General features: G+C 69.5%; 25 protein-coding genes and 2 pseudogenes. 10 read left to right on the forward strand and 17 right to left on the reverse strand.

The features are described 5' to 3' along the window. Window positions 1–2 precede the first annotated feature (2 nt). Entirely contained in the window at window positions 3–389 is a 387-nt protein-coding gene (locus tag RI578_RS12155; protein WP_310871098.1) for a BlaI/MecI/CopY family transcriptional regulator, read from the reverse strand. 181 nt (window positions 390–570) lie between these two features. Between RI578_RS12155 and RI578_RS12160 the strand changes: the two genes are divergently transcribed. Both RI578_RS12160 and RI578_RS12165 read left to right on the forward strand, forming a co-directional pair. Next, window positions 571–837 carry a GlsB/YeaQ/YmgE family stress response membrane protein gene (locus tag RI578_RS12160; protein WP_310871099.1) on the forward strand — a complete coding sequence of 89 codons (267 nt, stop codon included), beginning with the start codon at window positions 571–573 and terminating at the stop codon, window positions 835–837. Window positions 838–933: 96 nt separating this feature from the next. Further along, window positions 934–1509, forward strand: coding sequence for a TerD family protein (locus tag RI578_RS12165; RefSeq protein WP_310871100.1), 576 nt, complete (start codon window positions 934–936; stop codon window positions 1507–1509). Between the two features lie 218 nt (window positions 1510–1727). On the opposite strand, the gene RI578_RS12170 is transcribed toward RI578_RS12165, so the two are convergent. Next, window positions 1728–1982 (reverse strand): twin-arginine translocase TatA/TatE family subunit, encoded by a 255-nt coding sequence (locus RI578_RS12170; protein WP_310871101.1) that lies wholly within the window; start codon window positions 1980–1982, stop codon window positions 1728–1730. A 144-nt stretch (window positions 1983–2126) separates the two neighbouring features. On the opposite strand from RI578_RS12170, the gene RI578_RS12175 reads away from it, so the two are divergent. Next, entirely contained in the window at window positions 2127–2390 is a 264-nt protein-coding gene (locus RI578_RS12175) for a GlsB/YeaQ/YmgE family stress response membrane protein (protein WP_310871102.1), read from the forward strand. 244 nt (window positions 2391–2634) lie between these two features. Here RI578_RS12175 and RI578_RS12180 read toward each other — a convergent pair whose 3' ends face one another. From RI578_RS12180 to RI578_RS12205, 6 genes and pseudogenes are all read right to left on the reverse strand, one after another. Beyond that, entirely contained in the window at window positions 2635–3465 is an 831-nt protein-coding gene (locus RI578_RS12180) for an alpha/beta hydrolase (RefSeq protein WP_310871103.1), read from the reverse strand. A 145-nt stretch (window positions 3466–3610) separates the two neighbouring features. Further along, window positions 3611–5113, reverse strand: coding sequence for a multicopper oxidase domain-containing protein (locus RI578_RS12185; RefSeq protein ID WP_310871104.1), 1503 nt, complete (start codon window positions 5111–5113; stop codon window positions 3611–3613). Window positions 5114–5327: 214 nt separating this feature from the next. Continuing rightward, a pseudogene (locus RI578_RS12190) lies at window positions 5328–6052 on the reverse strand (IS5 family transposase); the annotation flags it as partial. Between the two features lie 40 nt (window positions 6053–6092). Further along, window positions 6093–7037 (reverse strand): tetratricopeptide repeat protein, encoded by a 945-nt coding sequence (locus RI578_RS12195; RefSeq protein ID WP_310871105.1) that lies wholly within the window; start codon window positions 7035–7037, stop codon window positions 6093–6095. After that, a complete protein-coding gene (locus RI578_RS12200; RefSeq protein ID WP_310871106.1) occupies window positions 6995–7486 on the reverse strand; it encodes a hypothetical protein in 492 nt (163 codons plus the stop codon). The genes RI578_RS12195 and RI578_RS12200 overlap by 43 nt, the downstream gene beginning before the upstream one ends. A gap of 18 nt (window positions 7487–7504) precedes the next feature. After that, window positions 7505–9010: a serine hydrolase domain-containing protein gene (locus RI578_RS12205; protein WP_310871107.1), complete on the reverse strand. Its 1506-nt coding sequence runs from the start codon at window positions 9008–9010 to the stop codon at window positions 7505–7507. Window positions 9011–9107: 97 nt separating this feature from the next. On the opposite strand from RI578_RS12205, the gene RI578_RS12210 reads away from it, so the two are divergent. Continuing rightward, a complete protein-coding gene (locus RI578_RS12210; RefSeq protein ID WP_310871108.1) occupies window positions 9108–9761 on the forward strand; it encodes a TetR/AcrR family transcriptional regulator in 654 nt (217 codons plus the stop codon). Further along, window positions 9758–9946: a hypothetical protein gene (locus tag RI578_RS12215; RefSeq protein ID WP_310871109.1), complete on the forward strand. Its 189-nt coding sequence runs from the start codon at window positions 9758–9760 to the stop codon at window positions 9944–9946. The genes RI578_RS12210 and RI578_RS12215 overlap by 4 nt, the downstream gene beginning before the upstream one ends. A gap of 51 nt (window positions 9947–9997) precedes the next feature. Here RI578_RS12215 and cutA read toward each other — a convergent pair whose 3' ends face one another. Next, window positions 9998–10324 carry a divalent-cation tolerance protein CutA gene (gene cutA / locus RI578_RS12220; RefSeq protein WP_310871110.1) on the reverse strand — a complete coding sequence of 109 codons (327 nt, stop codon included), beginning with the start codon at window positions 10322–10324 and terminating at the stop codon, window positions 9998–10000. A 678-nt stretch (window positions 10325–11002) separates the two neighbouring features. Here cutA and RI578_RS12225 point away from each other — a divergent pair. From RI578_RS12225 to RI578_RS12235, 3 genes are all read left to right on the forward strand, one after another. After that, complete coding sequence (locus RI578_RS12225; protein WP_310871111.1) at window positions 11003–11719, forward strand: hypothetical protein; 717 nt, start codon at window positions 11003–11005, stop codon at window positions 11717–11719. A gap of 74 nt (window positions 11720–11793) precedes the next feature. Further along, window positions 11794–13224 carry an MFS transporter gene (locus tag RI578_RS12230; protein WP_310871112.1) on the forward strand — a complete coding sequence of 477 codons (1431 nt, stop codon included), beginning with the start codon at window positions 11794–11796 and terminating at the stop codon, window positions 13222–13224. 92 nt (window positions 13225–13316) lie between these two features. Further along, entirely contained in the window at window positions 13317–13874 is a 558-nt protein-coding gene (locus tag RI578_RS12235; RefSeq protein WP_310871113.1) for a glycoside hydrolase family 25 protein, read from the forward strand. A 21-nt stretch (window positions 13875–13895) separates the two neighbouring features. Here the strand turns inward: RI578_RS12235 and RI578_RS12240 are convergent. From RI578_RS12240 to RI578_RS12250, 3 genes and pseudogenes are all read right to left on the reverse strand, one after another. Beyond that, window positions 13896–14576, reverse strand: a pseudogene (locus RI578_RS12240) (NADPH-dependent F420 reductase); the annotation flags it as partial. 130 nt (window positions 14577–14706) lie between these two features. Continuing rightward, entirely contained in the window at window positions 14707–14919 is a 213-nt protein-coding gene (locus RI578_RS12245) for an EF-hand domain-containing protein (protein WP_121749557.1), read from the reverse strand. A 55-nt stretch (window positions 14920–14974) separates the two neighbouring features. Then, window positions 14975–15889, reverse strand: coding sequence for a MerR family transcriptional regulator (locus RI578_RS12250; protein ID WP_310871114.1), 915 nt, complete (start codon window positions 15887–15889; stop codon window positions 14975–14977). A 48-nt stretch (window positions 15890–15937) separates the two neighbouring features. Between RI578_RS12250 and RI578_RS12255 the strand changes: the two genes are divergently transcribed. After that, a complete protein-coding gene (locus tag RI578_RS12255) occupies window positions 15938–16576 on the forward strand; it encodes a GNAT family N-acetyltransferase (RefSeq protein ID WP_310871115.1) in 639 nt (212 codons plus the stop codon). 27 nt (window positions 16577–16603) lie between these two features. Here RI578_RS12255 and RI578_RS12260 read toward each other — a convergent pair whose 3' ends face one another. The 5 genes from RI578_RS12260 to RI578_RS12280 all read right to left on the reverse strand — a co-directional run bounded on the left by RI578_RS12260 (window position 16604) and on the right by RI578_RS12280 (window position 21600). Continuing rightward, entirely contained in the window at window positions 16604–17215 is a 612-nt protein-coding gene (locus RI578_RS12260) for an ADP-ribosyltransferase (RefSeq protein WP_310871116.1), read from the reverse strand. Window positions 17216–17312: 97 nt separating this feature from the next. Beyond that, window positions 17313–17816: an ATP-binding protein gene (locus RI578_RS12265; protein WP_310871117.1), complete on the reverse strand. Its 504-nt coding sequence runs from the start codon at window positions 17814–17816 to the stop codon at window positions 17313–17315. Window positions 17817–18090: 274 nt separating this feature from the next. Continuing rightward, the gene (locus RI578_RS12270; protein WP_310871118.1) at window positions 18091–18858 is read right to left on the reverse strand and encodes an enoyl-CoA hydratase-related protein; all 768 of its coding nucleotides are present in this window, start codon (window positions 18856–18858) and stop codon (window positions 18091–18093) included. 82 nt (window positions 18859–18940) lie between these two features. After that, window positions 18941–20206, reverse strand: a complete 1266-nt coding sequence (locus tag RI578_RS12275) for an Ig-like domain-containing protein (protein WP_399059962.1) — start codon at window positions 20204–20206, stop codon at window positions 18941–18943. Between the two features lie 152 nt (window positions 20207–20358). Continuing rightward, on the reverse strand, window positions 20359–21600 hold the full coding sequence (locus tag RI578_RS12280) for an Ig-like domain-containing protein (protein ID WP_310871119.1): 1242 nt from the start codon (window positions 21598–21600) through the stop codon (window positions 20359–20361). A 171-nt stretch (window positions 21601–21771) separates the two neighbouring features. Between RI578_RS12280 and glgX the strand changes: the two genes are divergently transcribed. Then, a complete protein-coding gene (gene glgX / locus RI578_RS12285) occupies window positions 21772–24054 on the forward strand; it encodes a glycogen debranching protein GlgX (RefSeq protein WP_310871120.1) in 2283 nt (760 codons plus the stop codon). Window positions 24055–24084: the final 30 nt, after the last annotated feature.

The raw sequence follows: 24084 nt of genomic DNA on the forward strand, positions 1-24084 counted from the left end.
CGTCAGTCTTCCCCGTCTCTCCGGGGTTCAGCCAGCAGTCCCCGCAGGAGCCGCTCGTCGGCCGGATCGAGGGTAGTGAGGAAGCTGGTCAGCACTGCCTCCCTGTCCTTCTCGGCGTCCAGAACCTTGCGCATCTTCCGCGCGGCCAGGCCCGCCTGATCCGCAGCGGGCTTCCAGGCGAAGGAGCGGCCCGCCCGCTCACGCGTGACCATGCCCTTGTCCAGCAACCGACTCAAGATCGTGATCACAGTCGTATAGGCAAGGTCCTCACCCAGGTGCTCCTGCACCCGCCCGGCCGTCGCCGGCCCGCCCGTCTCGCGCAGCGCCGACAGCACCAGCGCCTCCAGCTCACCCTGCCCCCGCCGCCGGGGACGCCGGTCATCCGCCACGCCCTGTCTCCCATCCGCCCGCCACCCGTTTCCCGGGCCGACATCGTATAGACGCCCGGACCCCTCCACGCCCACAGGCGAGCTTTCCCGCCCACCACCACAGCCTCTACATAGCTGTAGAAGCTAGGCTGTCCGGACACGCCCCCTCACGGGCCGAGCAGTGGAAGGGAGCACGGAAGAGATGAGTGTCATCGCCTGGCTGGTTCTGGGACTCCTCGCCGGAGCGATCGCCAAGTTGATTCTTCCCGGACGAGACCCGGGCGGTTGTATCGGGACGACGGTGATCGGTGTCGCCGGCGCCTTCCTGGGTGGCTGGCTGTCTGCGGAGTTCCTCGATCGCCCGGTGCAAAGGGAGTTGTTCGACGCCGCGACATGGGGGTCCGCCATCGCCGGCGCCCTCGTGCTGTTGATCGGCTACCGCCTGCTGTTCGGTGACTCCCGGGACTGACCGGAAGCACCGCCGACACTTTTCCCACGTTTTTCGATACCCGTGGTCCCGTCCGCGCCGCGGACCGCGATCACACCTGCCGACAAGGAGTACGCAATGGGAATTTCCCTGGCCAAGGGCGGCAACGTCTCACTCAGCAAGGAGGCACCGGGTCTGACCGCGGTTGTGGTCGGTCTGGGCTGGGACGTGCGCACCACGACCGGCACCGACTACGACCTCGACGCGTCCGCCCTACTCCTCAACGCCTCCGGCAAGGTGCCCTCGGACGGACACTTCGTGTTCTACAACAACCTCACCAGCCCGGACGGCTCGGTCGAACACACCGGTGACAACCTCACCGGTGAGGGCGAGGGCGACGACGAGGCGGTCAAGGTGAACCTTGCCACCGTTCCCGCCGAGGTCGACAAGATCGTCTTTCCGGTCTCCATCCACGACGCCGAGAACCGCGGCCAGAGCTTCGGCCAGGTCCGCAACGCGTTCATCCGCGTCGTCAACCAGGCCAACAACCAGGAAATCGCCCGCTACGACCTCTCCGAGGACGCCTCCACCGAGACCGCCATGGTCTTCGGCGAGCTCTACCGGCACGGCGTGGAGTGGAAGTTCCGGGCGGTCGGCCAGGGGTACGCCTCGGGCCTCTCAGGTATCGCCGCGGACTTCGGCGTCAACGTCTGACACAACCTCCTCGGTCCTGCTCCTCAAGAGCCGGACCGGGGACACGACATGATGGCCGACCGGAATCGTTCCCTCGTCCACGAACGGGTGACACCACATGACCTGGAACGGGACTTGACGACCTCTGAGAGCGGCACGCGCACGGCAGAACAGATTGCGTTCCCTCGACCCCACCGCAGGCAGCACCCGGCGACGCCGACCGACCCAGCCGCTTCCAATCAGCGATCGTCGTCCTTCAACGCCTTCTTCTCGCTCTTCAAGATCCGCGCCGCCTTGCCGACCGAGCGCATCAGTTCCGGCCCCTTCTTGGCACCAAGGACCACGATCACGACGAGAAGCACCAGGGCCAGTTCGCTCAAGCCGAACACCAGGTCTGCTCTCTTCCACGAGGGGCGCAGCTCTGGAACGGACGCTTCACCGACCCGCACGGCGCCAACTACATTGCTGTAGAAGTTTCTGGCGGGCTCGATCATTGAGCAAGGACATCTTCCGGCCGGGCTGGCTGGTATCAGGGCTCCAGGCACCCCCACCTCCCCGGACGCCGGGGGCTGCCACCGACTGCCCGCGCTTCGAACGGGCACCCGTGAAGGCCAGACAGCGACAACGAAGGGGCGGACATGGAGATATCCGGCATCATCAGCGCCATCGTGATCGGCATCGTCATCGGTGTCCTGGGTCGGCTCGTCATTCCGGGACGACAACGCATCGGCATCCTGTGGACGATCCTGGTCGGCATCGTGGCAGCCCTGATCGGTTCGGCCCTCGCCGCGGCATTCGGTGTCGCCGACACCAAGGGCGTTGACTGGGTCGAGTGGCTCATTCAGATTGTCCTCGCAGCGCTGGGCGTCGCCGCCCTGGACCGGGCCAAGGCCCGTCGCTGACGTGTTGGAGCCTTACGACATCCGACACGCACGAGGCAGTCGGCGAAGTCCCGCCGCGGGGAAGAAGAGCGGACGGAGTTCCAAGGGCAGCAGCCGTGCCCGACAGGCCGGCCGCGGACGGGCCACGGCCCTGTGGCGCGTCGGTGTGACTTCACTGACGTACTCAGGCGAAGCGCCGCGTATGGGCTATTACCGGGTGCTTACTGAACCGGACCACAGACCCTCCCCTGCCGTACGGCATGGGTCACTCCAGCAGGGTGGTCAGGTAGTCGGCGCGTTCTTCGACAAGGAGGTGTCCGGCTTCCGGGACCACGCCCAAGTCAACGCCGAGTCTGTCGCGCACTGCCGGACCGAGCCGTCGCGGGGGCAGGAAGACATCGTGCCGCCCCGCGACGACGATGCGGGGGATCGAGCGCGTGGGCTGGACGGCGATACCGGGCGCCCCGCTGAAGCGGCAGTTCCGGGCGACCAGTGTCATCCAGTCCACCAGTGCTTCACGGGGCGGATGGCCGGGCGCGAGCATGGCGCGCAGAAGCCGGGCGCTGTGCGTCGGTGTGGGGCGCAGGATCCAGGCGGCCGAGGCAGCCAGTACAGCGGGAGTCAGCCTCAGCCTGGTCAGTCCGCCGGGGCAAACCAGGAGGAGCCGGTCGATCCGGGGTGAGTCACAGGACAGGGCAACGGCGGCGCCGAGGGAGTGGCCCATCACCGTTACCGGTTCGGACGACATCTCCTCGATCACCTCGCTCAACCATGCTCCGTACCAGGACAGACGACCGCCGGACGGACCTCGCTCGCCGGAACTGAGGCCGGGCTGGCCCGGGACGTCCACCAGCAGGACCCGGTAACCGGCGGCGGTCAGGGTCGTGGCCAGCGGCAGGGAGGCGGCGGCGTTGAAGTTGCTCCCCGGCACGAACAGGACGGTCGTGGTACCGGTCCCGGCGAGGACCACGTGGGTCCGTGCCCCCTTGGCGACCACCGTCCTGCATTCGTGTGGCACCGGCCATGCGTCGAGCTGATCAAGGCACCAGTGCCGGATGAGTTCCCTGCCCGTCGTACTGCGGTAGATCGAGCCCACTCGTCGAGTATCGCCTCTTGTCACGGCCTTGACGAGAGAGGGGCTTGTGGCCCGGTGCGCCGTTCCAGCGCCGCCTCCCCGGCCGGGGCGCTGTTCTCCACAGCGTCAGGTAGGGCGAACTCGGCGAGGATACGGCGGAGGCCGGTCAGTGATGGTGCTCACTGGGGCGGCCTGCCTGTTGACCCTTTTCGACGACCACGAACTGGCCCATCATTCCCTGGTCCTCGTGGGAGAGCAGGTGGCAGTGGTACATGTACGGCGTGTCCGGATCGGCCGGGCCGTCGAATCGCATTGCCAGTTTCATCGTCGTGCCGTTCGGCACGAAGACCGTGTCCTTGGGGCCGCGCAGCGCGGCCGGCGGTGCCTCGCCGTTCACTTTCAGCACGCGGAACTGCACGTCGTGGACGTGGAAGTTGTGCGGCATACCGTTGGTGTTGCGCACGGTCCAGGTCTCGGTCGTGCCGCGGGTGACGACCTCGTCCACCCGGTCCATGGCCATGGCCCGGCCGTTGATCCCGGAACGCTTGAGGTCGAAGTGGCGGGCCTTCACCGCCTCGGTGCCGTCCGGCACCTCCAGCGTGCCCAGCTCGGCGGGCGTTTCGGGCGCGGGGCGCAGGTGGTCGGCGGCGCGCAGTTGCAGTACGTCGAAGGAGTCGTCGCCGCCGTTGAACCGCTCCTGCCAAGCGTCCCCGTAGTTGTCCTGGGGGTAGCTGCGCAGGACCGTCCGCTCGCCGGGGCGCATGGTCACGACGATCTCCGCGCGCTCTCCGGGGGACAGCTGGACACGTTCCAGTGCGGCAGGCCGCTCCAGAAGGCCGCCGTCCGTACCGACGAGGTCGAAGGCGCGGTCGTCGGAGAATCCGAACGTGTACGTGCGGGCCGTCGAGGCGTTCAGCAGGCGCAGGCGCACCCGCTCGTCGGCGACCTCCCGGTACGGGCTGAGCGTGCCGTTGACCATGGTCCGCTCACCGAGGAAGCCGGCGTTCTGCATCATGCCGTGACCGTGGTCGAAGTCGGCGCCGTCGAAGGTGGCGTCCTGCACGATCAGGGGCAGGTCGTCCACCCCGTAACGCTTGGGCAACGCCAGCCGATCGGATGCGACGTCGTCGAGTATGAACATGCCTGCCAGGCCGCGCTGGACGTGCTTCTCCGTCGCCCCGTGGGGATGGGGGTGGTACCAGAGGGTGGCCGCCGGCTGGTCGACCGCCCAGTGCGGGGACCAGGTGGCGCCCGCGGCCACCATCTGGTGCGGGCCGCCGTCCATCTTCGCGGGCAGGTGCATGCCGTGCCAGTGCACGGTGGACGGTTCGTCGAGACCGTTGTGGACCCGTACGCGCACCTTCTCGCCGCGCTCGGCACGCAGGGTCGGGCCCAGGTAGTCGCCGTTGAAGCCCCAGGTGCTGGTCTTCCGTCCGTCCTCGAACTCCCTCTGCCCCGGCTGCATGCGCAGGTCGAAAACGCGTGTCCCGTCCTTGTCGACGCGCGACTCGGCGAGCGGTGGTATCGCGAGTTCGTTGTCGAACGACTCCTTGCCGACGGTATTCACGTCGGCACCCGTCCACAGCCAGAGGAACGCTCCGCCCACGAGGAGGGACAGGACGGTCAGGGCCGAGCCGGAGATGATGAGCACGCGCTTTGTTCGGGACATGTCCCAAGGCTCTTCGCCGACCATGGTCACGCACATCGGGGACGGCCCCCGGGCCAGCCCCCAATCCCCCCTGATGCGGCTGTCCGGGTCTTCCCCCGCACGACAGCGGTACGGGCTTCGTGGCCGAGGAAGGCACGGGGCTATGGGCTGAGAGCCGTCGACCGTTCGCGACCGGATTGTGCCGGCTAGGTTCTGTCGTCAAATGTCAGGCCCAGCGTTCCACGACGTTGCGGTGTTTGTATGTCTCGCGGCCGAAGGTCGGCGGGCGGCCTCCGTGGCTGCCGCGCCGGGCCCGGTTGCGGCCTGGTCAGCCCGCTCCGGAATCGTGTAACGGAACGCCGCGACGCCGCAGCCAGGAGCGGATCGCCTTCGAGTTGTAACCCTTGTCACCCAAGACGTGATCTGGCCGGGCGCGGGGCCGCCCGGATCCGATCCGGGGCACCCGGATCTGCTCCATCACGGCGGTGAAGCGGGTGCAGTCGTTGGTGTTGCCGCCGGTGACCACGAAGGCGAGGGGACGGACCCGGCCGTCGCAGGCGAGGTGGATCTTGCTGGTCAGCCCGCCTCTGGGCCGTCCGAGAGCCGGGTTGCGGAGCCCCCTTCTCGGGCCCCGGCCGCGTGCTGGTGGGCACGCACGACGGTCGAGTCGACCGCGACGAGCCAATCGACGTCGCCGGCCCCGTCGGCTTTCGCCTGGGCGGCCCGGAGTATCCGGTCGAACGTTCCGTCAATCGCCCACCTGCGGAAACGCGTATGGAGTGTGGCCCATGGACCGTATCGCTCGGGCACGTCCCGCCAGGCCGTCCCAGTACGGAACTTCCACACGATCCCGTTCAGGATTCTGCGGTCGTCCAGCCGCTTCCGCCCCCGCAACAACTCAGGCAACAACGGCCGGACGAACTCCCACTCAGCGTCCGACAACTCGTGGCGATGTTTCACGCCACCATGATCCACCAGGCAAGATCATTGAGGGCGTCGTCTAGAAAGGGGGTTCCGCAGAGTACCCGTCCTCCCGGAGGGGGACGGATGCGGGCTTCGCCCTGGCGGCACGCTGTTCGGCGACGGTGGGGTGGGCGGTGACCGCCTCGGCCGCTTGCCCTTGCTTGACCAGGACCTCGAACAGATCTTCACGTGCTTCGGCGGTGTCCAGGTCCCGCAGTTCCACCGCGGCTTGTGCGAGGTGGCCGGCGGTACTGAGCATGTCGGCTCTGACGAGGCGGGGGTCGTTCAACGGGTCCGGGTGGGCTTCGACCACGGCGATCGCTTCCTCGGCGCGACCGAGACTGGCGAGGGCGAAGGCCCGCCACGCGTGCTGGAACTCCTCGTGGTCGTGGTGGGGAACGGTGAGGGGGTGGTCCAGGAGGTAAAGCAGCTCCTCGGGACGGTCGAAAAGCCGGTGGACGAGCGGGGCTAGGAGATTGGAGCAGTCGTACCAGCTGAAGCCGGGTTCGGCCATGGTGATCGCGTCGTCCAGCCGGCCGTCCTGCAGCAAGACCGCGGAGAGCCAGGCTCGGTACTCGGCCCAGTCGTCAGTGCCAATGGCCTCACGCATCACCGTCTCGGCCTCCTCAGCCCGGCCGCAGTCGTGGAGGGCACTGGCGAAGATGTCCAGGACAGTGTGTGCGTGCTCTCCGGTGGCCAGCTCGCGCAGGTCGTCGAGCCGGCCGTGGCGTGACAGCAGTTCGGCGTAGGCGGTCAGGGTGTTCTGGGTGCCATAGCGTTTTCCGACTATGTCCGCGCCGAGGACGCGGATTGCCTCGTCGACGCGGTCCATACGTTCCAGCATCCGGGCCTGGAGTACCAGGACCTGCTCGTCGGTGGAAGCCCAGCGGTTCTTTTCAAGGGCCTGCCGCGCGGTCTCGGCGTGTGGGGCGATCAACTTCAGCACCCGCTCGTCGCGGCCTTGCCCTTCGGTGATTTCCACCAGCACCGACTGGATCCACCACCCCCGAGGTGCGGCACGAGCAGTTCAATGGCCTCGTCAACACGCCCCGCTCTGACGAGCAGCTCAGCGAAGTCCCGGCACACGTACTGCGAGGTCAGGCGCTCCTCGTCCGGACGGACCAGGTCCAGGGCCTCGTCCGTCCGGCCCGCTCGCAGCAGAACGTTCGCTTTCGCCCATAGGGCCGGTCGCCACCCGATCGCGGCGAACGGCTTCATCACCCCCATGGCCTGCACGAATTCGCCCGACCGGCAAAGCTCCTGCGCTGCGCGCTCGGCGCAGAACCACTCCTCGCGCTCTTTCGCAGCCTGGATCACCAGGTCGAGGTGACCGTGCTCCAGCGTAGAAGGAGTCACCGACAGTCTGCGGGTCGCTTGAACCGGCTTTCGGCGACGCAGCAGCCTTCGCCTCCCGCTCTCGGGCTGATGCATGACATTTGACGACAGAACCTAGGAGTCGACACGTGCGGCACGGATCGCCAGGACGAGGCGGAGGACGACGGTGGCGGCACCGGCGGCCGCCGCCACGCATACGGCGATGAAGCCATCGGGCACCCAGTTCCTCAGCTGTCCCAGGCCCATCCGGTCTCCGACCTGGACCAGGACGACCCAAGGGAGGGCGCCCACCACGCACCAGAGCGCGGCCACAGCAGTGCAACGCAGTGGGAGTCCGGGTACGGCCGGGCGGCGCAGGAGCAGTACGGAGCGTCCTGCCGACAGGACCAGAAGCGCGGCCAAGGCGGTGGCGCCCCAGACGCTCCAGTAGTACGTCGACGCCGAGTCACCGCCCGTGGGCGTCCGGCCGTCCGCGAGGATCCGGGCGGCGCCGAAGCCGATCTGCATGACCGCCTTGTCCTGGAGGAGGCCGTACAGGTTCTGCTGCAGCACGAGGGCGATGTTCCGCTCCGGCAGCAGGAACAGCATCGCCGAGTAGCCTGGCGTCCCACCCGTGTGCCAGAGAGCTTCGTCCAGCGGCGCGGCCAGACCGCCGACCCGCCAGCCCAGCCCGTAGCCGGCCCCGGTACCGCCCGGTTGCAGCCGGCCCTCCTCGCGCATCAGCCGCACGAATTCGGGGGTGAGGACGGTGTCGCCCTTGTCCGTCCTGCCGTACCGGAGCTGGAGCGAGGCGAAGGCGGCAAGGTCGTGCAGGTCTCCGCCCAGATAGCCATAGCCCGCACCATGGTCGTCCACGCCCTCGGCGATCGCGGCCGGCACGCCCCACAGGAGCTGGTGTCCCGGTGGAAGGTTCCGGTCACGCGCCGACTCCTGGTCGGCGATGGCACCGTCCATGCGCGCCGGCGCGAGCACGCTCTGCCGGAGGTGCTCGGAGAAGGAGCGCCCGGTGACGGACTCGACCAGGGCGGAAAGGATGAGGTAATTGGCGCTGGAGTAGGCGTACTCGGCGCCGGGCGGGCCGAGGGGCCGTACGCCGTCCAAGTCGCCGATGCGCTCCACAGGGCGGGGGCAGTCGGCGGCCAGGCAGTCGGTGACCTTGAGCGCGGCCGCCTCGGGTATTCCGGCGGTCTGGTTGAGCAGGTGGCGGACCGTGACCTTCGACGCATGTGCGGCACCGCCGAACCCGAAGTCCGGAAGGTGCTCGACCACGCGGTCCTCCAGGCGGAGCCGCCCCTCCTGGACGAGGATCATCACGCTGGTCGCGGTGACCGGCTTGGCAACGGAGCCCCACAGGAACGGGGTGTTGGCCGTCACACGCTCGCCGTGTCCGTCGACTCCCCAGGACCGCCGGTGGACTGGACCGTCGGGTCCGACCACGGCATAGGAGAGGCCTGGCGTTCGGGTGGTATTCATGCGGTCCTGAATGTAGGCGTCGATCGCGGCGTACCGGTCGGACGACACGGCCGACGCACCGGCCGCCGGGGCGATCGGCGTGCACAGCAGGAGGCAGAGCGACACGACCGCTGTACGCGCGGCGGCGTGCCGTAAGCGGATGCGCATGAGGGTTCCTCACCGGGCCACGAGGGCCCTCTCTCACAGACGGGACCAATAACCGTATGGCTATATGGTTATAGTCATACGCTGGTACGGTTATCAAGTGCCGCGGACCGCCGACCATGAAGAACGCCGACGTCAGATCGCCGTCGCGGTCTGCGAACTCATCGCGGGAAACGGGCTCGACGCCGTCACCGTCGCCCGTACCGCCTCCACCGCAGGAATGTCAGTGGGACTGGTGCAGCACTATTTCCGAACCAAGGACGAGATGCTGCTGCACGCCTTCAACGAGGTCAGCGCGGCCATCCGGCGCCGGGCCGACGAGCGGATCCGGGCCGGGATCGAGCACCGGCGGCCCGTCTCGTACGTGCTGACCGAGGCCATGACCGAGTTCCTCCCCCTGGATGACACGCGCCGCACGGAGTTCCGGGTCACCAGAGCGTTCGCCGGCCGCGCACTGGACGCTCCCGCTCTCGCCAAGGTCGACATCGAAACCGCCCGGCGACTGCGCGAGGACATCGCACGGGCGGTGCACAACGGCAAGGAATGCGGCGAGGTCGAGGCGGACCTGGACCCTTGGCCCGCAGCCGTCCGCCTCGCCGCCGTGACGGAGGGGCTCGCCATGCAGGTCTACCGCGATCCCGCCGGCGTGAACGGAGTGTCCGCAGCCGAGCTGGCGGCGTCGGTGATCGAAGCCGAGCTGGCGGCCGTCTTCACGGGAGAGTGCCGCCAGTACGCCCGGGCGGCCGACGAGTGACCTCGTACGGCACCCACGACTGCGGCGGAGTGGTCAATCTCGGTGAAAACCCGCTCAGCTCGGGCCAAGGTCGCTTCGAGCCGGACTTGCTCGGTCTTCTAACGAGGGCGCAGGCCATCGCTGCCGGGCTTCCCGACACGGAGCACGATCTGGCCAGCCACCTGCTGACGTTCGCGACGCTGTGAAGCGCCCAAGCGCCCAGGCTCGGTGAGAGCGAGGCGCTGAGGTGGTTGCCTCTACTGCGGGCGCGTCTCGTCGACGACCCAGGACAGGTACGCCTCCGAGCCTCCCGTCACGGGCAGCGTGACCCACTGGGGGACGTCGTACGGGTGCCTCTCGTGCAGCCATGCCTCCAACGCGGGGAGGCGATCCGACGACGTCATGTAGGAGATCCGCCACTCCTGAGCCGCTTCGACCTTCCCCTGCCACCAGTAGAAGGCGGTGATGGGTGCATCGATGTGAACTCCCGCCGCCAGCTTGCTCTCGACAGCACTTCTGGCGAGGGTCTTCGCCTGCTCCTCGTCGTCACTGGTCGTCTGCGCGATCACGATCTCGTGGTCCATGCGGCTACCTCTCCAGCTCAGGTACCGCGACCCTACCCAGCTGTCCGACGCCGGTAGGCGGGTTGGCTTCGCCCATGAGCGGTTCCGGTCTAACTTCTGTCGAGCTCCGTCGTGCGCGCTCGTCCCTACTTTGGGTCAACGAACTGACCTGCTGATCCTTTCGTGGTGGAGCTGGCCCGCTTGCTCACCGGTCTTCTTCCGGGGCTTCAGTACGTGCTTCGATGCCCGCCATGGCGACTTCCTCGCAGGTGCGATGGCTGAAGAAGCGCCCCCGACAAGCTGACCGGGAAGCGGGAGCGGACCGCGATCTACGGCGCCGGGAAGCGCTACCGGGTCAAGGGGGTTCCCGGCATCCAGGACCGGTCGTTCCACATGAGCGAGGACGCGCAGCAGTGGCTCGCCGGCGCCAAGACGGACTCCATCCGTGGCGAGTTCGTCGACCCTCGCAAAGGAGATCCTTCTCGCCGACTACATCGTCGAGCACCGGTGGGCGGGCCGCTCCGACGAGCCCTCGACGGCGGACCCGATGCGCAGCCGCATCTGGCATCACATCATCCCTCACGAGGGTCGAGGAGTCGACGGCCGAGGTGATCTGGGGAACACCTGTCCTCGATCCTCGGCAGTGCCGTCGACGACCAGCGTCTGCTGCGCAACCCGATGAAGGTGAAGAACAGCGTCATGCCCCACGAGCGATCGACAGCAAGGCCAAGGCGTGGTCACGCGGCTGGAGTCGTCCACGTCCGCCGCCAGCTCAGGTGGGACATCGAGGGGCGCCCCTACTTCTGGCTCCCCAAGGGGCGCAAGACCCGCGAGGTCCGACTGCCGGCCAATCTCGCGCTCCGGACCCGAGCTCACTTCCGCCGGTTCCCGTCGACTTCCTGCACGCTGCCCTGGCGGAACCCGGAGGCCCCGACCACCGCGCTCGAGGAGCGCCAGCGGAAGCCGATCACGGTCGACCTGATCCTCACCTCGTCGCACGGCAACCGCATCTACTACCGCACCTGGAACGACCGCAGCTGGAAGCGTGCGCTCGCCGCCGCCGGGCTGATCAAGCCCGTGGGCGAGAAGGTGCGGCACGACGGCGACCGAATCCGCCGGGTCCCGCGCTATGCCGCCCGACGCGAGGACATGTTCCACGTCCTCCGCCACACTTACGCGAGCGTGCAGCTGGAGGCCGGCGAGTCGGTCGTCAGCCTGTCCAAATGGCTCGGGCACTCGACACCGAAGGTCACGCTCGACCACTACGCCCACTTCATGCCCGGTGCGGGGCAGGAGGGCTCGCCGCGATGGACGCCTGGCTGCGGGATCCCTACAAGGAGACGGCGCGGGGCGGGCTGGCGGTCAACATCATCGAGTGCTGAGGCGCGGCTCCCCTCGTCACATCTCACATCGTGACATGTGGCGACTGAAAACTGAGACGCCTGAGATCGTGACGGTGCCAGCACTTTTCGCACGTGAAAGACCGAGAGATGCCCGCACCAGCCACCGGATCAGCCCCGGCACCCGTCAATCCGCGGTCCCGCGTCCTCATCGCCAGCCTCATCGGCACGACGATCGAGTTCTACGACTTCTACATCTACGCGACCGCGGCCGTCCTGGTCTTCCCCTCGCTCTTCTTCCCGAACAGCGACCCGACCACGGCACTGCTGTCGTCCTTCGCGGTCTTCGGCGCCGCGATGGTGGCCCGTCCGATCGGGGCCGTGTTCTTCGGGCACCTCGGTGACCGGCTCGGCCGCAAGAAGACGCTGGTGGTCTCGCTGCTCACCATGGGCATCGCCACGTTCCTGATCGGCGTACTCCCGACGTACGCACAGGCCGGCTGGGTGGCCACCGCGCTGCTCGTGCTGATGCGGCTCGCGCAGGGCTTCGCGCTCGGCGGCGAGTGGAGCGGGGCCGCGCTGGTCGCGACCGAGAACGCGCCCCGCGGCAAGCGCGCCCTGTACGGGACCTTCCCGCAGCTGGGCGCCCCGCTCGGCTTCATCATCGGCAACGGCCTGTTCCTGATCATCGGGGCGCTGCTGCCGTCCGCGGCCGGCGCCGATCCCACGCAGCCCTCCGAGGCCTTCACGAGCTGGGGCTGGCGCATCCCGTTCCTGTTCTCCGCGGTGATGGTCGCGATCGGACTGTGGGTACGCTCGCGGCTCGTGGAGTCGACGGTGTTCGCCAAAACCCAGCAGGCCGGGAAGGTGCGGAAGCTGCCGCTGGCCACCGTGGTCCAGGGCCACTGGAAGCAGCTGATCCTGGGCACCTTCATCATGCTGGCGACGTACGTGCTCTTCTACCTGATGACCACGTTCTCGCTGAGCTACGGGCGCACCGCGAAGGACGCCGCGGTGCCGGGTCTGGGGTACAGCTACACCACGTTCGTGCTGATGATGATCTTCGGCGTGCTCTTCTTCGCCGTGTTCACCCTGGTCTCCGGCCCGCTCGCCGACAAGTACGGCCGCCGCGCCACCCTGATCTGGGTCACCGCCGCGATCGTGGTCTTCGGCCTGGTGTGGGTGCCGCTGATCGGCCTGGGCACGCTCGGTGTGGTGCTGTGGCTGGTCCTCGGCTTCACGCTGATGGGCATGACATTCGGCCCGATGGGCGCGCTGCTGCCGGAGCTGTTCCCGACGAGCGTGCGCTACACCGGTTCCGGTATCTCGTACAACGTAAGTTCGATCCTCGGAGCGGCCGTCGCCCCGTTCATCGCGGTGGCGCTGTGGGAGACCGGTGACGGCTCGCCGTGGCTGGTCGGCGTCTACCTCTCCGCGATGGCGGTGCTGACGCTGACCGCTCTCCTCCTCGGCAAGGAGACCAAGGACGTCTCCCTGGACGAGGGAGAGGCCGAGGGCGAGGACCAGACCGTCTCCGCCGACGACGGCACCCGCCCCGCGGTCTCCTCCTCCGCCCCCTGATCCGACCGGCGTACGGCGGCCGATTCCCGGGCATGACAACTACCTAGGTCCATGGGGCACTTTCAGCCCCACCGGTATCCGAGGGAGTGGTCATGCTGCGCGGCATCGACGTCAGCGCTTACCAGTCCTCCACCTACGGCACGGACGGCCTCTCCTTCGTCTTCGTGAAGGCGACCGAGGGCCGTTCGTACGTCAACCCCAAGCTCGCCGCCCAGACGAAACGGGCCCGCGACGCCGGACTCGTCGTCGGCTTCTACCACTTCCTGTGGCCGGGCAACCTCACCGCCCAGGCCGAGTACTTCGTCTCCAAGGCCCCCGACCGGGCCGGTGACATCCTCGCCGTCGACTGGGAGACGACGGGCGAGGGCACCCATGCGAGCAACGCGGAGAAGGACAGCTTCATCCGGAAGGTGAAGGCGCTGCGGCCGGACAACCGGGTGATCCTCTACGCGAACAGAAACTACTGGCTGAACGTGGACACCACCTCGTACGCGGGCGACGGTCTCTGGATCGCCGACTACGTGACGGCCGGCAAGCCCCGCATCCAGGCCACGTGGCGCTTCCACCAGTACACCGACGACCCGGTCGACACCAACGTGGCGGACTTCGCGAGCAAGGCGGCGCTGAAGAAATGGGCCGACGGCGCCTAGGGTCTGTCCGGCGGACAGAGCCTAGCCCCTGAAGCCCGCGGGCCGCTCCGGATCGGCCTCCGCCAGTGCCTTGGTGACGTTCTCGACGCCCGAGCGCAGGCCGTACACCGGGGTGTCGGGCTGCTGGCGCCAGGACTCGCCGATGCCACCGGCGTCCACGGTGTCGAAGCCGAGGTCGTCGATCAGGGACCTGACCTTGGCCTTGGCCGCCTCGTCGTCGCCGGCGACCGGGAGGGCCAGGCGGTCCGGGGCGCCGGCCGGGCGCGGGCGCTCCAGGATGTCCTGGGCGTAGGTGCCGTTGAAGGCCTTGATCACCGGGTGGCCGAGGTGGCGTTCGGTCCAGCGGCTCTCGGTGAGGCCCTCGTCCTCGATGGCCGCGATCCGCCCGTCGCGCTGCCGCGGGTAGTAGTTGTTCGTGTCGATGACCGCCACGCCGTCGGCGGCGCCGTCGAGGACGCCGGACGGCAGGTCCGGGATCGCCTTCAGCGGGATGGTGACGACCACGACCTCGGCGTCACGCGCCGCCTCCTCGACCGGCACCGGGGTGGCGCCGGTCTCCTCGGCCAGTGCGGTGAGCGTGTGCGGGCCGCGGGAGTTCGCGACCGAGACGTCGTGGCCGAGGGCGGTCAGCCGTCGGGTGAGGTTGCCGCCGATGTTGCCCGCGCCGATGATGCCGATCTTCATGATGCTGACTCGCCTGGCCCTTCGGAGGTCGTGTCGTGCGCAGCCGGCGGCTCGCGCCGGTGATCAGCTCCAACCTCCGGCCGTGGCGGGCTATTCCACGCAGAGGCGCCCTCCGGGGGTGACCGGACGGGCGCCCCTCACGGCGTCGTCACTTGTTGAGGTGCGTCCAGAACTCGTCGAACGACAGCAGCTTGTCCCCGTCGAGGTCACGGCCGGCGATGATCGCCTCGGCCACCGACTCGGTGACGTTCCAGTCGCCGCCCTGGGCCAGCGCGGTCTTGAACTCGGCGGCGGTGATGAACCCGTCCCCGTCCGTGTCGATCCGCTCGAACTGCTTGCGTGCTTCCTCGATGTCCGCCACCGATCCGCCCCTCATCTCGTGCATGGGTCATTCCGACCTTCTGACGCAGGTCAGATTAGCTGCCCGTCCGGGCACCCAGTGCGGCGACCACCCACCCGAACTCCTCCTCGTAGGCGGACGGAGGCTCCACGCCGTTCACGATCGCGGAGAGCTCCCGATAGCGGACGAGGCGGACGTTCGTCACCGACGTGAGGCGATCCCGCACGACGGCCGGGTCGGCGTCGCCGATCAGCGCGCGCAGGATGTCGGCGGCCTGTGGCGAGTCCGGCGGGACGCCCTCCCTCAGCGCGTCGCCCGTGAGCCGCACCAGGCGGCTCACGAACCACAGGGAGGAGCCGGCGGGGACGTCCGGCCCCCGGTCGGCCGCGTTGAACTCGATCATCCTGCGCATCGTCGCCCGGAACTCCGGGTCCTGGATCAGCTCGGCCAGCTCCACCCAGGCGTCCACCTGCTCGGGGGTGGGGTCGTCGGGCAGGTCGGCCGCGGCGAAGCGCAGGCGGGTGCGGATGTCGGGGTCCGCGGTGTCGACGCCCTCGAAGACCTCCGCCATGAAGTCCTCGATGATGCGTCGCCGTTCGGCGGCGGACAGTCGCGCCAGTTTGTTCATCAGGGTCATCTCCTCGGCGGTCGAGCCGCGTCGTGCCACGGTCGACAGCACCGCACGGGTCACCCGCAGTGAGCCGATCTGCGCGTCCAGGGCGCTCACGTGCGCTGCCGCGACCTGCGCGACCGTCGTCTCGCCGGACAGGACGCGGCGTACGGCGTCCAGGCCGAGGCCGAGTTCGCGCAGGGTGCGGATCAGCTCCAGGCGGGCGGCGGAGGCGGCGTCGTAGAGCCGGTAGCCGCCCGCGGAGCGGGTCACCGGGGGCAGGGCGCCCTCGTCGGACCAGTAGCGGATGGTGCGCACCGACAGTCCGGTGGTGCGCGCCAGTTCGCCGATGGTCATGATACCGGTGCCGTCTTCGATCATGTCTGGGAGTGTGGGCCTTCCAGTGGGTGGAGACTCAAGGAGCGCGGTGTGGCGGAGAGCCTGCGGGACATTCTGGACGCGGCGGCGCTGGGCGTCTTCCCGGCGGCGGACGGCGGGACCACGGTGGTGCCGCAGCACGGCGGCCGGGACGCCGGGGTGATCGCGTTCACGGCGCACTCGGTCGTCTTCACGGACGAGGACCCGCGGTGGGTGCGCGAGACGCTGGACGGACTCGGCTGCGACCCGCTCGCCGCCACGATGAACGCGCGGTTCCTGACCGCGTTCATGGAGCGCACGGGACGGACGACCGACACGATCGACGTGCTGCTGACCGGTGCTCCGCTTCCGGGCCGCCCCGGAATCGCGCTGACGGAGGTCGCCGATCCCGGGCATCCCCGGGTGGTCTCGGCCCGCCGGCGACGCGACGACGTGCGGGTGTGGGCGGCGGACGGCGGGGTGCTCGTGCTGGGCCGCGGGGTCGCCGGGCGGCTGGAGGCCGCGGTGGAGGTGGCGGAGGGGGTACGGCACCGGGGGGTGGGGCGGCGCCTGGTGACGGCGGCGCGGCAGCTGGCCGGGGGTGAGGTGGTGTGGGCGCAGATCTCGGCGGGGAACGCCCGCAGTCTGCGGGCGTTCCAGGCGGCGGGCTACCGGCCGGTGGGGTCGGAGGCGCTGTTCCTCCGGCCCTGAGTCAGGGCCTGCCCCGGACCGGGGCCGTCAGTGCCAGGGCTTGTAGTACGGGTTGCTCTCGCACTCGCTCATGATCTCGGTCTTGGTCTGCCGGTCGACCGGGCAGACGCCGATGACGTACTGCCGCTGGATGCCGCCGGGGAAGGCGACCTCGACCTGGTCGGCCCACTTGTGGGTGTCGCCGATGGTCTTGTTGACGTCGATGCCGCCGGGGGCGTCGATGTAGTAGTTGTACCCGGACTTGTACCAGGTCTTGTAGAGGTCGTGGTCGTAGGTCGTCGAGACGTACGGCGAGGGCTGGTTGACCAGGACGTACTTCTCGACGTCGTACTGGCCGTTCTGGACGTCCTTGGCGTGGAAGCCCTCCTCGAAGACGACCTGCGGGCCCCGGCTGTCGCTGCGGTAGAGGGTGCCGCACGTGGTGCGCCAGACCGGCTCGGGCGTGATGCGGGCGACGTCGACGCCGGAATCGGCGGCGGCCTTGAGCTTGTCGTCGAACTGGGGGCAGGCGGGGGCGGCCTTGGCGGGAGCCGTCGCCGGGGCCGCCGCTCCGGGGACGGTGGCGGCCGAGGTGGCGAGGACGGCGGAGAGGGACAGGACGGCGGCGGCGGCCCGTCGCCGCAGGCGTGTGGTGATCATGCCGGTACGATCCCGGCTTCGCGGCGCCGGAGCGCGGATCTTCACCCGTAGGTGGCGTGTCCGCCGAACGGGGTTGCTTCCAGCGGCAGATGGGGCCTCAGCGGTCCACGACCCGCATTTCGAACCAGGTGGTCTTGCCGCGCGGCAGCAGATCGACGCCCCACCGGTCGGACAGCTTGTCGACGAGGAAGAGGCCGCGCCCGCTGATGTCCGTCTCCTGCACCGGCATCAGACACGGCAGCCCCCGGGAGGGGTCGCGGACCTCGACGCGGATCCAGCCGGGGCGGCGGCGCATGTGGAGGCCGAAGATGCGGGCCCCGGTGTGGCGTACGGCGTTGCCCACCAGCTCGGAGACGAGCAGGACGGTGTCCTCCGTGACCTTGGGGCCGAGCATCCACTGACGCAGGGCAACGACCTGGGCCAGCCGACGGGCGGTGGCGGCGGACTCGGGGCGGGACGGTAACGGAACTTCGCCCTCCGTCGGATTTCCGAACAACTCCAGCGCCTTGAGCGCGTGTTCGTCCTCGACCGCCGGCGACCAGCGCGCCGCGGTCGCCCGTCCGGCTCCCCGCGGCTGTTCCGTACCCTCCAGCCCCGCCATGCCCCCATCATGACCGTCCCCGGGGGGCTCCGTGGCCGTTCCCGGGGAATACGCCCCTGCCGAGCCCTGGCTCGACGGCGGTCGATCGGCATATGCCGCGGGCAGTTCGGAGCCGGAAACAGCCCCACTGACCTGCGCGGACGACTCGGCCGGAGACAAGCGGCGGACTCCCTCGACAAGATGCGCTTAATGGTGCGTTAAGGCTGCCATAAACCGCCCCATCGAGGGACCCGGAATCAGACACCGCGTCAACTGCGCGCGCTCCCGACCGCCTTCAGAGGAACTTCGCCTTCCCGGGACCCTCCTCCACGAAGCTGCGCATCCCGCGTTCGCGGTCCTCGGTGGCGAACAAACCCGCGAACCAGTTCCGTTCGACGGCGAGACCGGTCTCGATGTCCGTCTCCAGACCCGTGTCGATCGCCTCCTTCGCCGCGCGCAGCGCGATGGCGGGACCCTTCGCGAGCCGCGCCGCCCAGGCGTGCGCCTGCTCGTACACCTCGGCGGCCGGCACCACGCGGTCCACGAGGCCGATCGCGAGCGCCTCGTCGGCCTTCACCTGGCGGCCGGTGAAGATGAGGTCCTTGGCCTTGGAGGGGCCGACCAGCCGCGACAGCCGCTGGGTGCCGCCCGCGCCGGGGATCAGGCCGAGCAGGATCTCGGGCTGGCCGAGCTTGGCGTTCTCCCCGGCGATGCGGAAGTCGGCGCAGAGCGCGAGCTCGCAGCCGCCGCCGAGGGCGTATCCGGTGACCGCCGCGACCACCGGCTTGGGGATACGGGCCACCGCCGTGAAGGAGTCCTGCAAGGCGCGGGCCCGCGCGATCATCGCCGCGTGGTCCATCACCTGCATCTCCTTGATGTCCGCGCCCGCCGCGAACACCTTCTCGCCGCCGTAGATCACCACGGCGCGCACGTCGTCGCGGCGGGTGGCCTCCTCGGCGAGTTCCTTGAGCCGGTCCTGGGTGGCGATGTCCAGCGCGTTCATGGGCGGACGGTCCAGGCGCAGCGTGCCAATGCCTTCGGCGACTTCCAGATGTACGGTCATGCTCCGCAGGTTAGCGGGCGTTCACCGCCGTGGGGGTTGTGGGTGCACCCGCGCCACTTCGGGACGCGGGTGCACCGCCGGCTTACGCCTTCCACTTCTCCCAGGACATGTTCCAGCCGTTGAGGCCGTTGTCCGGGGCGATGGTCGCGTCGTTGGAGTTCTTCACCACGACCACGTCGCCGATGAGCGAGTTCTCGAAGAACCAGGCGGCCGGCGCCTTCTCGTCCCAGCCGCCGCGCACGTCGCGCAGGCCTATGCAGCCGTGGCTGGAGTTGCGGTTGCCGAAGGCGTCGCCGCCCCAGTAGTTGCCGTGGATGAAGGTCCCGGAGGTGGACAGGCGCATGGCGTGCGGGACGTCCTTGATGTCGTACTCGCCGCCGTAGCCGACCGTCTCGCCGTTCATCCGGGTCACCGGGAGCCGCTCGGTGATGACCATCTGGCCGTTCCAGGTCTCGTAGCCGGGAGCGCCGGTGGTGATGGGGATGGTCTTGACGGTCTTGCCGTCCCGCACGACCTTCATCGTGAGCTTCTTGGCGTCGACGACGGAGACCTGGCTGCGGCCGACGGTGAAGGAGACGGTCTTGGCCTGCTCGCCGTAGACCCCGTCGCGGCCCTCGACGCCGTCGAGGTTGAGGTCGACGGTGACCTTGGTGCCGGCCTTCCAGTACTTCTCCGGGCGGAAGTCGAGGCGGTCGTTGCCGAACCAGTGGCCCGCGACCTCGACGGCCGGCTCGGTCTTGACGCGGATGGCCTTCTCGACGTCCTCGGGGTTGGTGATGCCCCGGGTGAAGCGGATCGAGAACGGCATGCCGACGCCGACCTTCGAGCCGTCCTCCGGCGTGAAGGTGCCGATGAAGGTGTTCTTCGGCGTCAGGGTGGTGAAGCGGGAGTCCTCGGCGGCCGTGCGGCCCTCGGAGTCCTTGGCGACCGCGTGCACGGTGTACGTGGTGGCGGCGGCCAGGTGGGTGGACGGCGTCCAGGTGGCGCCGTCCCCGGATATCTTCCCGTCGACCTTCGCACCCTCGGCGTCCTTGACCAGGACCTCCGTGAGCTTGCCCTTCGTGGCGACGACCTTGAGGTCGCCGCTGGTGTCGACGGCCTCGGCCCCGTTCTTCGGGGCGATGCTGACGACGGCCTCGGACTGCTTGCTCTGCGCCGCGGTGGAGTCCTTGGCGTTCTTGCCGCCGTCGTCCCCGGTGCCGGCTCCCGAGCCGGACCCTCCCCCGCCGCACGCGGTCAGCGTCAGCAGCACGCCCAGTGCCAGCGCCGGCAGCGTCCTGCCGCGTCCCTTGCCGCCCCGCCCCCGGCTGCCCACCGGCGACGCCCCCGATATCGGACGCACGTTCAACTTGTCTCCCCTCGCCGGACCTGGTCGGGCCCGCGCCCCGGTGCGCCCGCGCGCACCGGCGCATCGTAACCGCAGGCCAGGGGCGTAGGGGACAGCGGAATTGTCACTGTTCCGTACCGAGTTGGCGGCCGGGTGCCGGAATCACGCCGGCGTCACTTCACCGCACTGCCCGCTTTCCACTTCTCCCAGTTCATGTTCCAGCCACCGAGCCCGTTGTCGGGGGCGACCTTCTTGTCCTTGCTGTGGACCACCTCGACGACGTCGCCGATCAGGCTGCGGTCGAAGAACCAGCCCGCCGGGGTGTCGGAACCGCCGCCCTTGACGTCGCGCAGACCCACGCAGCCGTGACTGACGTTGGCCCGGCCGAAGGTGTCCTCCGGTGCCCAGTAATTGCCGTGCAGGAAGGTGCCGGAGCTGGTCAGACGGATGGCGTGCGGGACGTCGGGGATGTCGTACTCGCCGCCGAAACCGACCGTGCGGCTGTTCATGCGGGTGACGTCGAGCATCTCGGTGATCACCATCTTGCCGTTGTAGGTGGGGGTCTTCGGCGCCCCCGCCGTGATCGGCACGGTGGTCAGCAGCGTGCCGTCCCGGCGCACCTGCATGGTCCGCTTGGCCGCGTCGACGAGGGAGACCTGGCTGCGGCCGACGGTGAAGGAGAACGTCTTGTGCTGGAGCCCGTACACCCCCGGCGCGCCTTCGACGTCCCGCAGGTGCAGGTCGACGGTGACCTTGGTGCCGGGCTTCCAGTAGTTCTCGGGGCGGAAGTCGAGACGGTCCTTGCCGAACCAGTGGGGGCGGATCTCGGTGGCGGGCTTCGCGGTCACCGAGACGGCGCGTTCGACGGCGGCGCGGTCGGTGATCTCCCGGTTGAACTCCAGCGAAACGATCATGCCGGTGCCGACGACCGAGCGGTTCTCGGGAGCGACGTACCCGATGAAGCGCTCCTCGGGGACGTAGGTGGTGAAGGTGGTGTGCCGGGCCGAGCGGCGCCCCTGGCCGTCCAGGGCGACGGCGTCGACCGTGTACTTCGCGGCGAGCGCCAGCCGGTCGTCGTCGGGTTCCCAGCGCAGGCCGTCGTCGGAGATCCGGCCGGGTACCGGGGTCTCCTGCGCGTCCTGCGACTTGACGACCTTCACCGACTCCAGCCGCCCGCCGGGCACCCGCACCGACAGCTTCTTCTCCTCCGGCCGGACGGCCTTGCTGCCGTCGTCCGGGGTGATGCGGATGACGTCCTCGGCTGCGGGGGGTTTCCCGAACACCCCGCCGATGCCGCCGCCGATGCCACCACCGTCCGAGGTGCATCCGGCGGCCCCGGCCAGCAGTCCTGCCCATGTCAGTACGGCGGCCAGAGCGGTCGCCGCGCGCCGTGCGCGCCCATGTACGTGCCTCACATCCACCCGTAACGACCGGTCCGCGCTGGGGAAACGTGAGTGCGAGCCATGCGGTGGGCAGAACAGTGGGGAAGGACGACGCGACGGGGAGCAGCGGTCGGGACACCGCGCGCCCTTCTCCCGTCTTCCCGTCTCTGGCACGTCGTTCCACGAGCCGCAGGAGGCTGACAGGTGTCCAGCGCAGCCGAGCAGGAGGCGGTGGCCGGGAAGCAGGCCGCCGAGGACGGGCACCCCGCCGTCGCGGTGAACGGCGCGCGGCGTGCCGCGTCGCCGCCCGCCGTGCCGGCCTGGCCGGGCACACCGGTGCCGCTGGGCGCCCGGTTCCGGACCGGGCCGGACCAGGTGGCGGGGACGAACTTCGCGCTGTGGGCGGGCGGGGCGGAGGCGGTGGAACTGTGCCTGTTCGACGGGCCGGGTCCCGGTGGCAGGGAGAGCCGGGTGCGGCTGACCGAGCTGACGCACGAGATCTGGCACGGCTTCGTGCCGGGCGTGGGCCCCGGGCAGCGTTACGGCTTCCGGGTGCACGGCCGCTGGGACCCGTGGACCGGCGCCCGCTGGAATCCGGCGAAGCTGCTGCTCGACCCGTACGCGCGCGCGGTGGACGGTGCCAAAGGGAATGATTACAGCGTGCTGCCCGCCGAGGTGTACGGGCACGTCCGCGACTGGCCCCAGCAGCATGTGGCGGACACCGTGCGCGACGACCGCGACTCGGCGCCGTACGTCCCGAAGGGCGTCGTCGTCCACGACGGCGGCCCCGACGACGAGTGGACGTACGACCGGCGGCCGAAGACGCCGTGGGCGGACTCGGTCATCTACGAGCTGCACGTGCGCGGCTTCACCAAGCTGCACCCCGGCATCCCCGAGGAGCTGCGCGGCACGTACGCGGGGCTGGCGCATCCCGCGGCGATCGAGCACCTGACGCGGCTGGGCGTGACGGCGGTGGAGCTGCTGCCGGTGCACCAGTTCGCGCACGAGAGCCATCTCCTCGACCGCGGCCTGAAGAACTACTGGGGCTACAACTCGATCGGCTACTTCGCCCCCCACGCGGCCTACGCGGCCTCCGGCACCACCGGTCAGCAGGTCGGCGAGTTCAAGCGGATGGTGCGCGCGCTGCACGAGGCGGGCATCGAGGTGATCCTCGACGTGGTCTACAACCACACGGCGGAGGCGGGCGAGCTGGGCCCGATGCTGTCCCTCAAGGGCATCGACAACCGCGGCTACTACCGCCTCCAGCCGGACGCCCGCCGGTACGCCGACTACACCGGCTGCGGCAACACCCTGCACGTCGTCCAGCCGCACGTCCTGCGCCTGATCACCGACTCGCTGCGCTACTGGGTGACGGAGATGGGCGTGGACGGCTTCCGCTTCGACCTGGCGGCGGCGCTGGCCCGCTCGATGCACGACGTCGACATGCTCTCCCCGTTCCTCGCGGTGATCGCGCAGGACCCGGTGCTGCGGCGGGTGAAGCTGATCGCCGAGCCGTGGGACGTGGGCTCGGGCGGCTACCAGGTGGGCGCGTTCCCGCCCCTGTGGACGGAGTGGAACGACCGCTACCGCAACGCCGTGCGGGACTTCTGGCGGCACGCGCTGCCGGACGTGCGGGAGATGGGCTACCGCCTGTCGGGCTCCAGCGACCTGTACGCGTGGGGCGGGCGGCGGCCGTACGCGTCGGTCAACTTCGTCACCGCGCACGACGGCTTCACGCTCCGGGACATGGTGTCGTACGAGCGCAAGCACAACGAGGCCAACGGCGAGGGCAACCGCGACGGCACCGACGACAACCGGTCCTGGAACTGCGGCGCGGAGGGAGAGACGGACAACGAGGACATACGGGCGCTCCGGCGCCGCCAGCTCCGCAACCTGCTGACCACGCTGCTGCTGTCGACCGGCGTGCCGATGCTGGTCGCGGGCGACGAGCTGGGCCGCACCCAGCGCGGCAGCAACAACGCCTACTGCCAGGACAACGAGATCAGCTGGGTCGACTGGAGCCTGCTGGACGACCCTCAGTGGCGGCCCCTGTTCGAGCTGACCTCCCGGCTGATCGCGCTGCGCCACCGGCACCCGGTACTGCGCCGCCGGGCGTTCTTCTCCGGACGCGCGCACTCCGCGGACGGCCTGCGCGACCTGGCCTGGTTCACCGCCCGGGGTACGGAGATGACGGAACGGGACTGGTACGCGCCCGCCGCCACCCTCGGCATGTACCTCTCCGGGCGGGACATACCGGGCCGCGACGAGCGCGGCGCCCCGATCGTCGACGACAGCTTCCTGGCCGTCCTGCACGCGGGCGACCGGCCGGTCTCCTTCGCGCTTCCGGGGCCGCCGTGGGCGGAGCGGTACGAGGTGGTCGTCGACACCAGCCGGGAGCAACAGGCGGACGCACCGGGCGGGACGCATCCGGCGGGGGCGGAGATCACGGTGCCGGCGCGGGCGGTGCTGCTGCTGAAGGTGGGGTGAGCCCCGGACTACGGCGGCGGGCCGGTTCAG

The organism is Streptomyces sp. BB1-1-1 (genome assembly GCF_031597775.1).
In the GTDB taxonomy this organism is placed as follows: Bacteria; Actinomycetota; Actinomycetes; order Streptomycetales; family Streptomycetaceae; genus Streptomyces; species Streptomyces thinghirensis.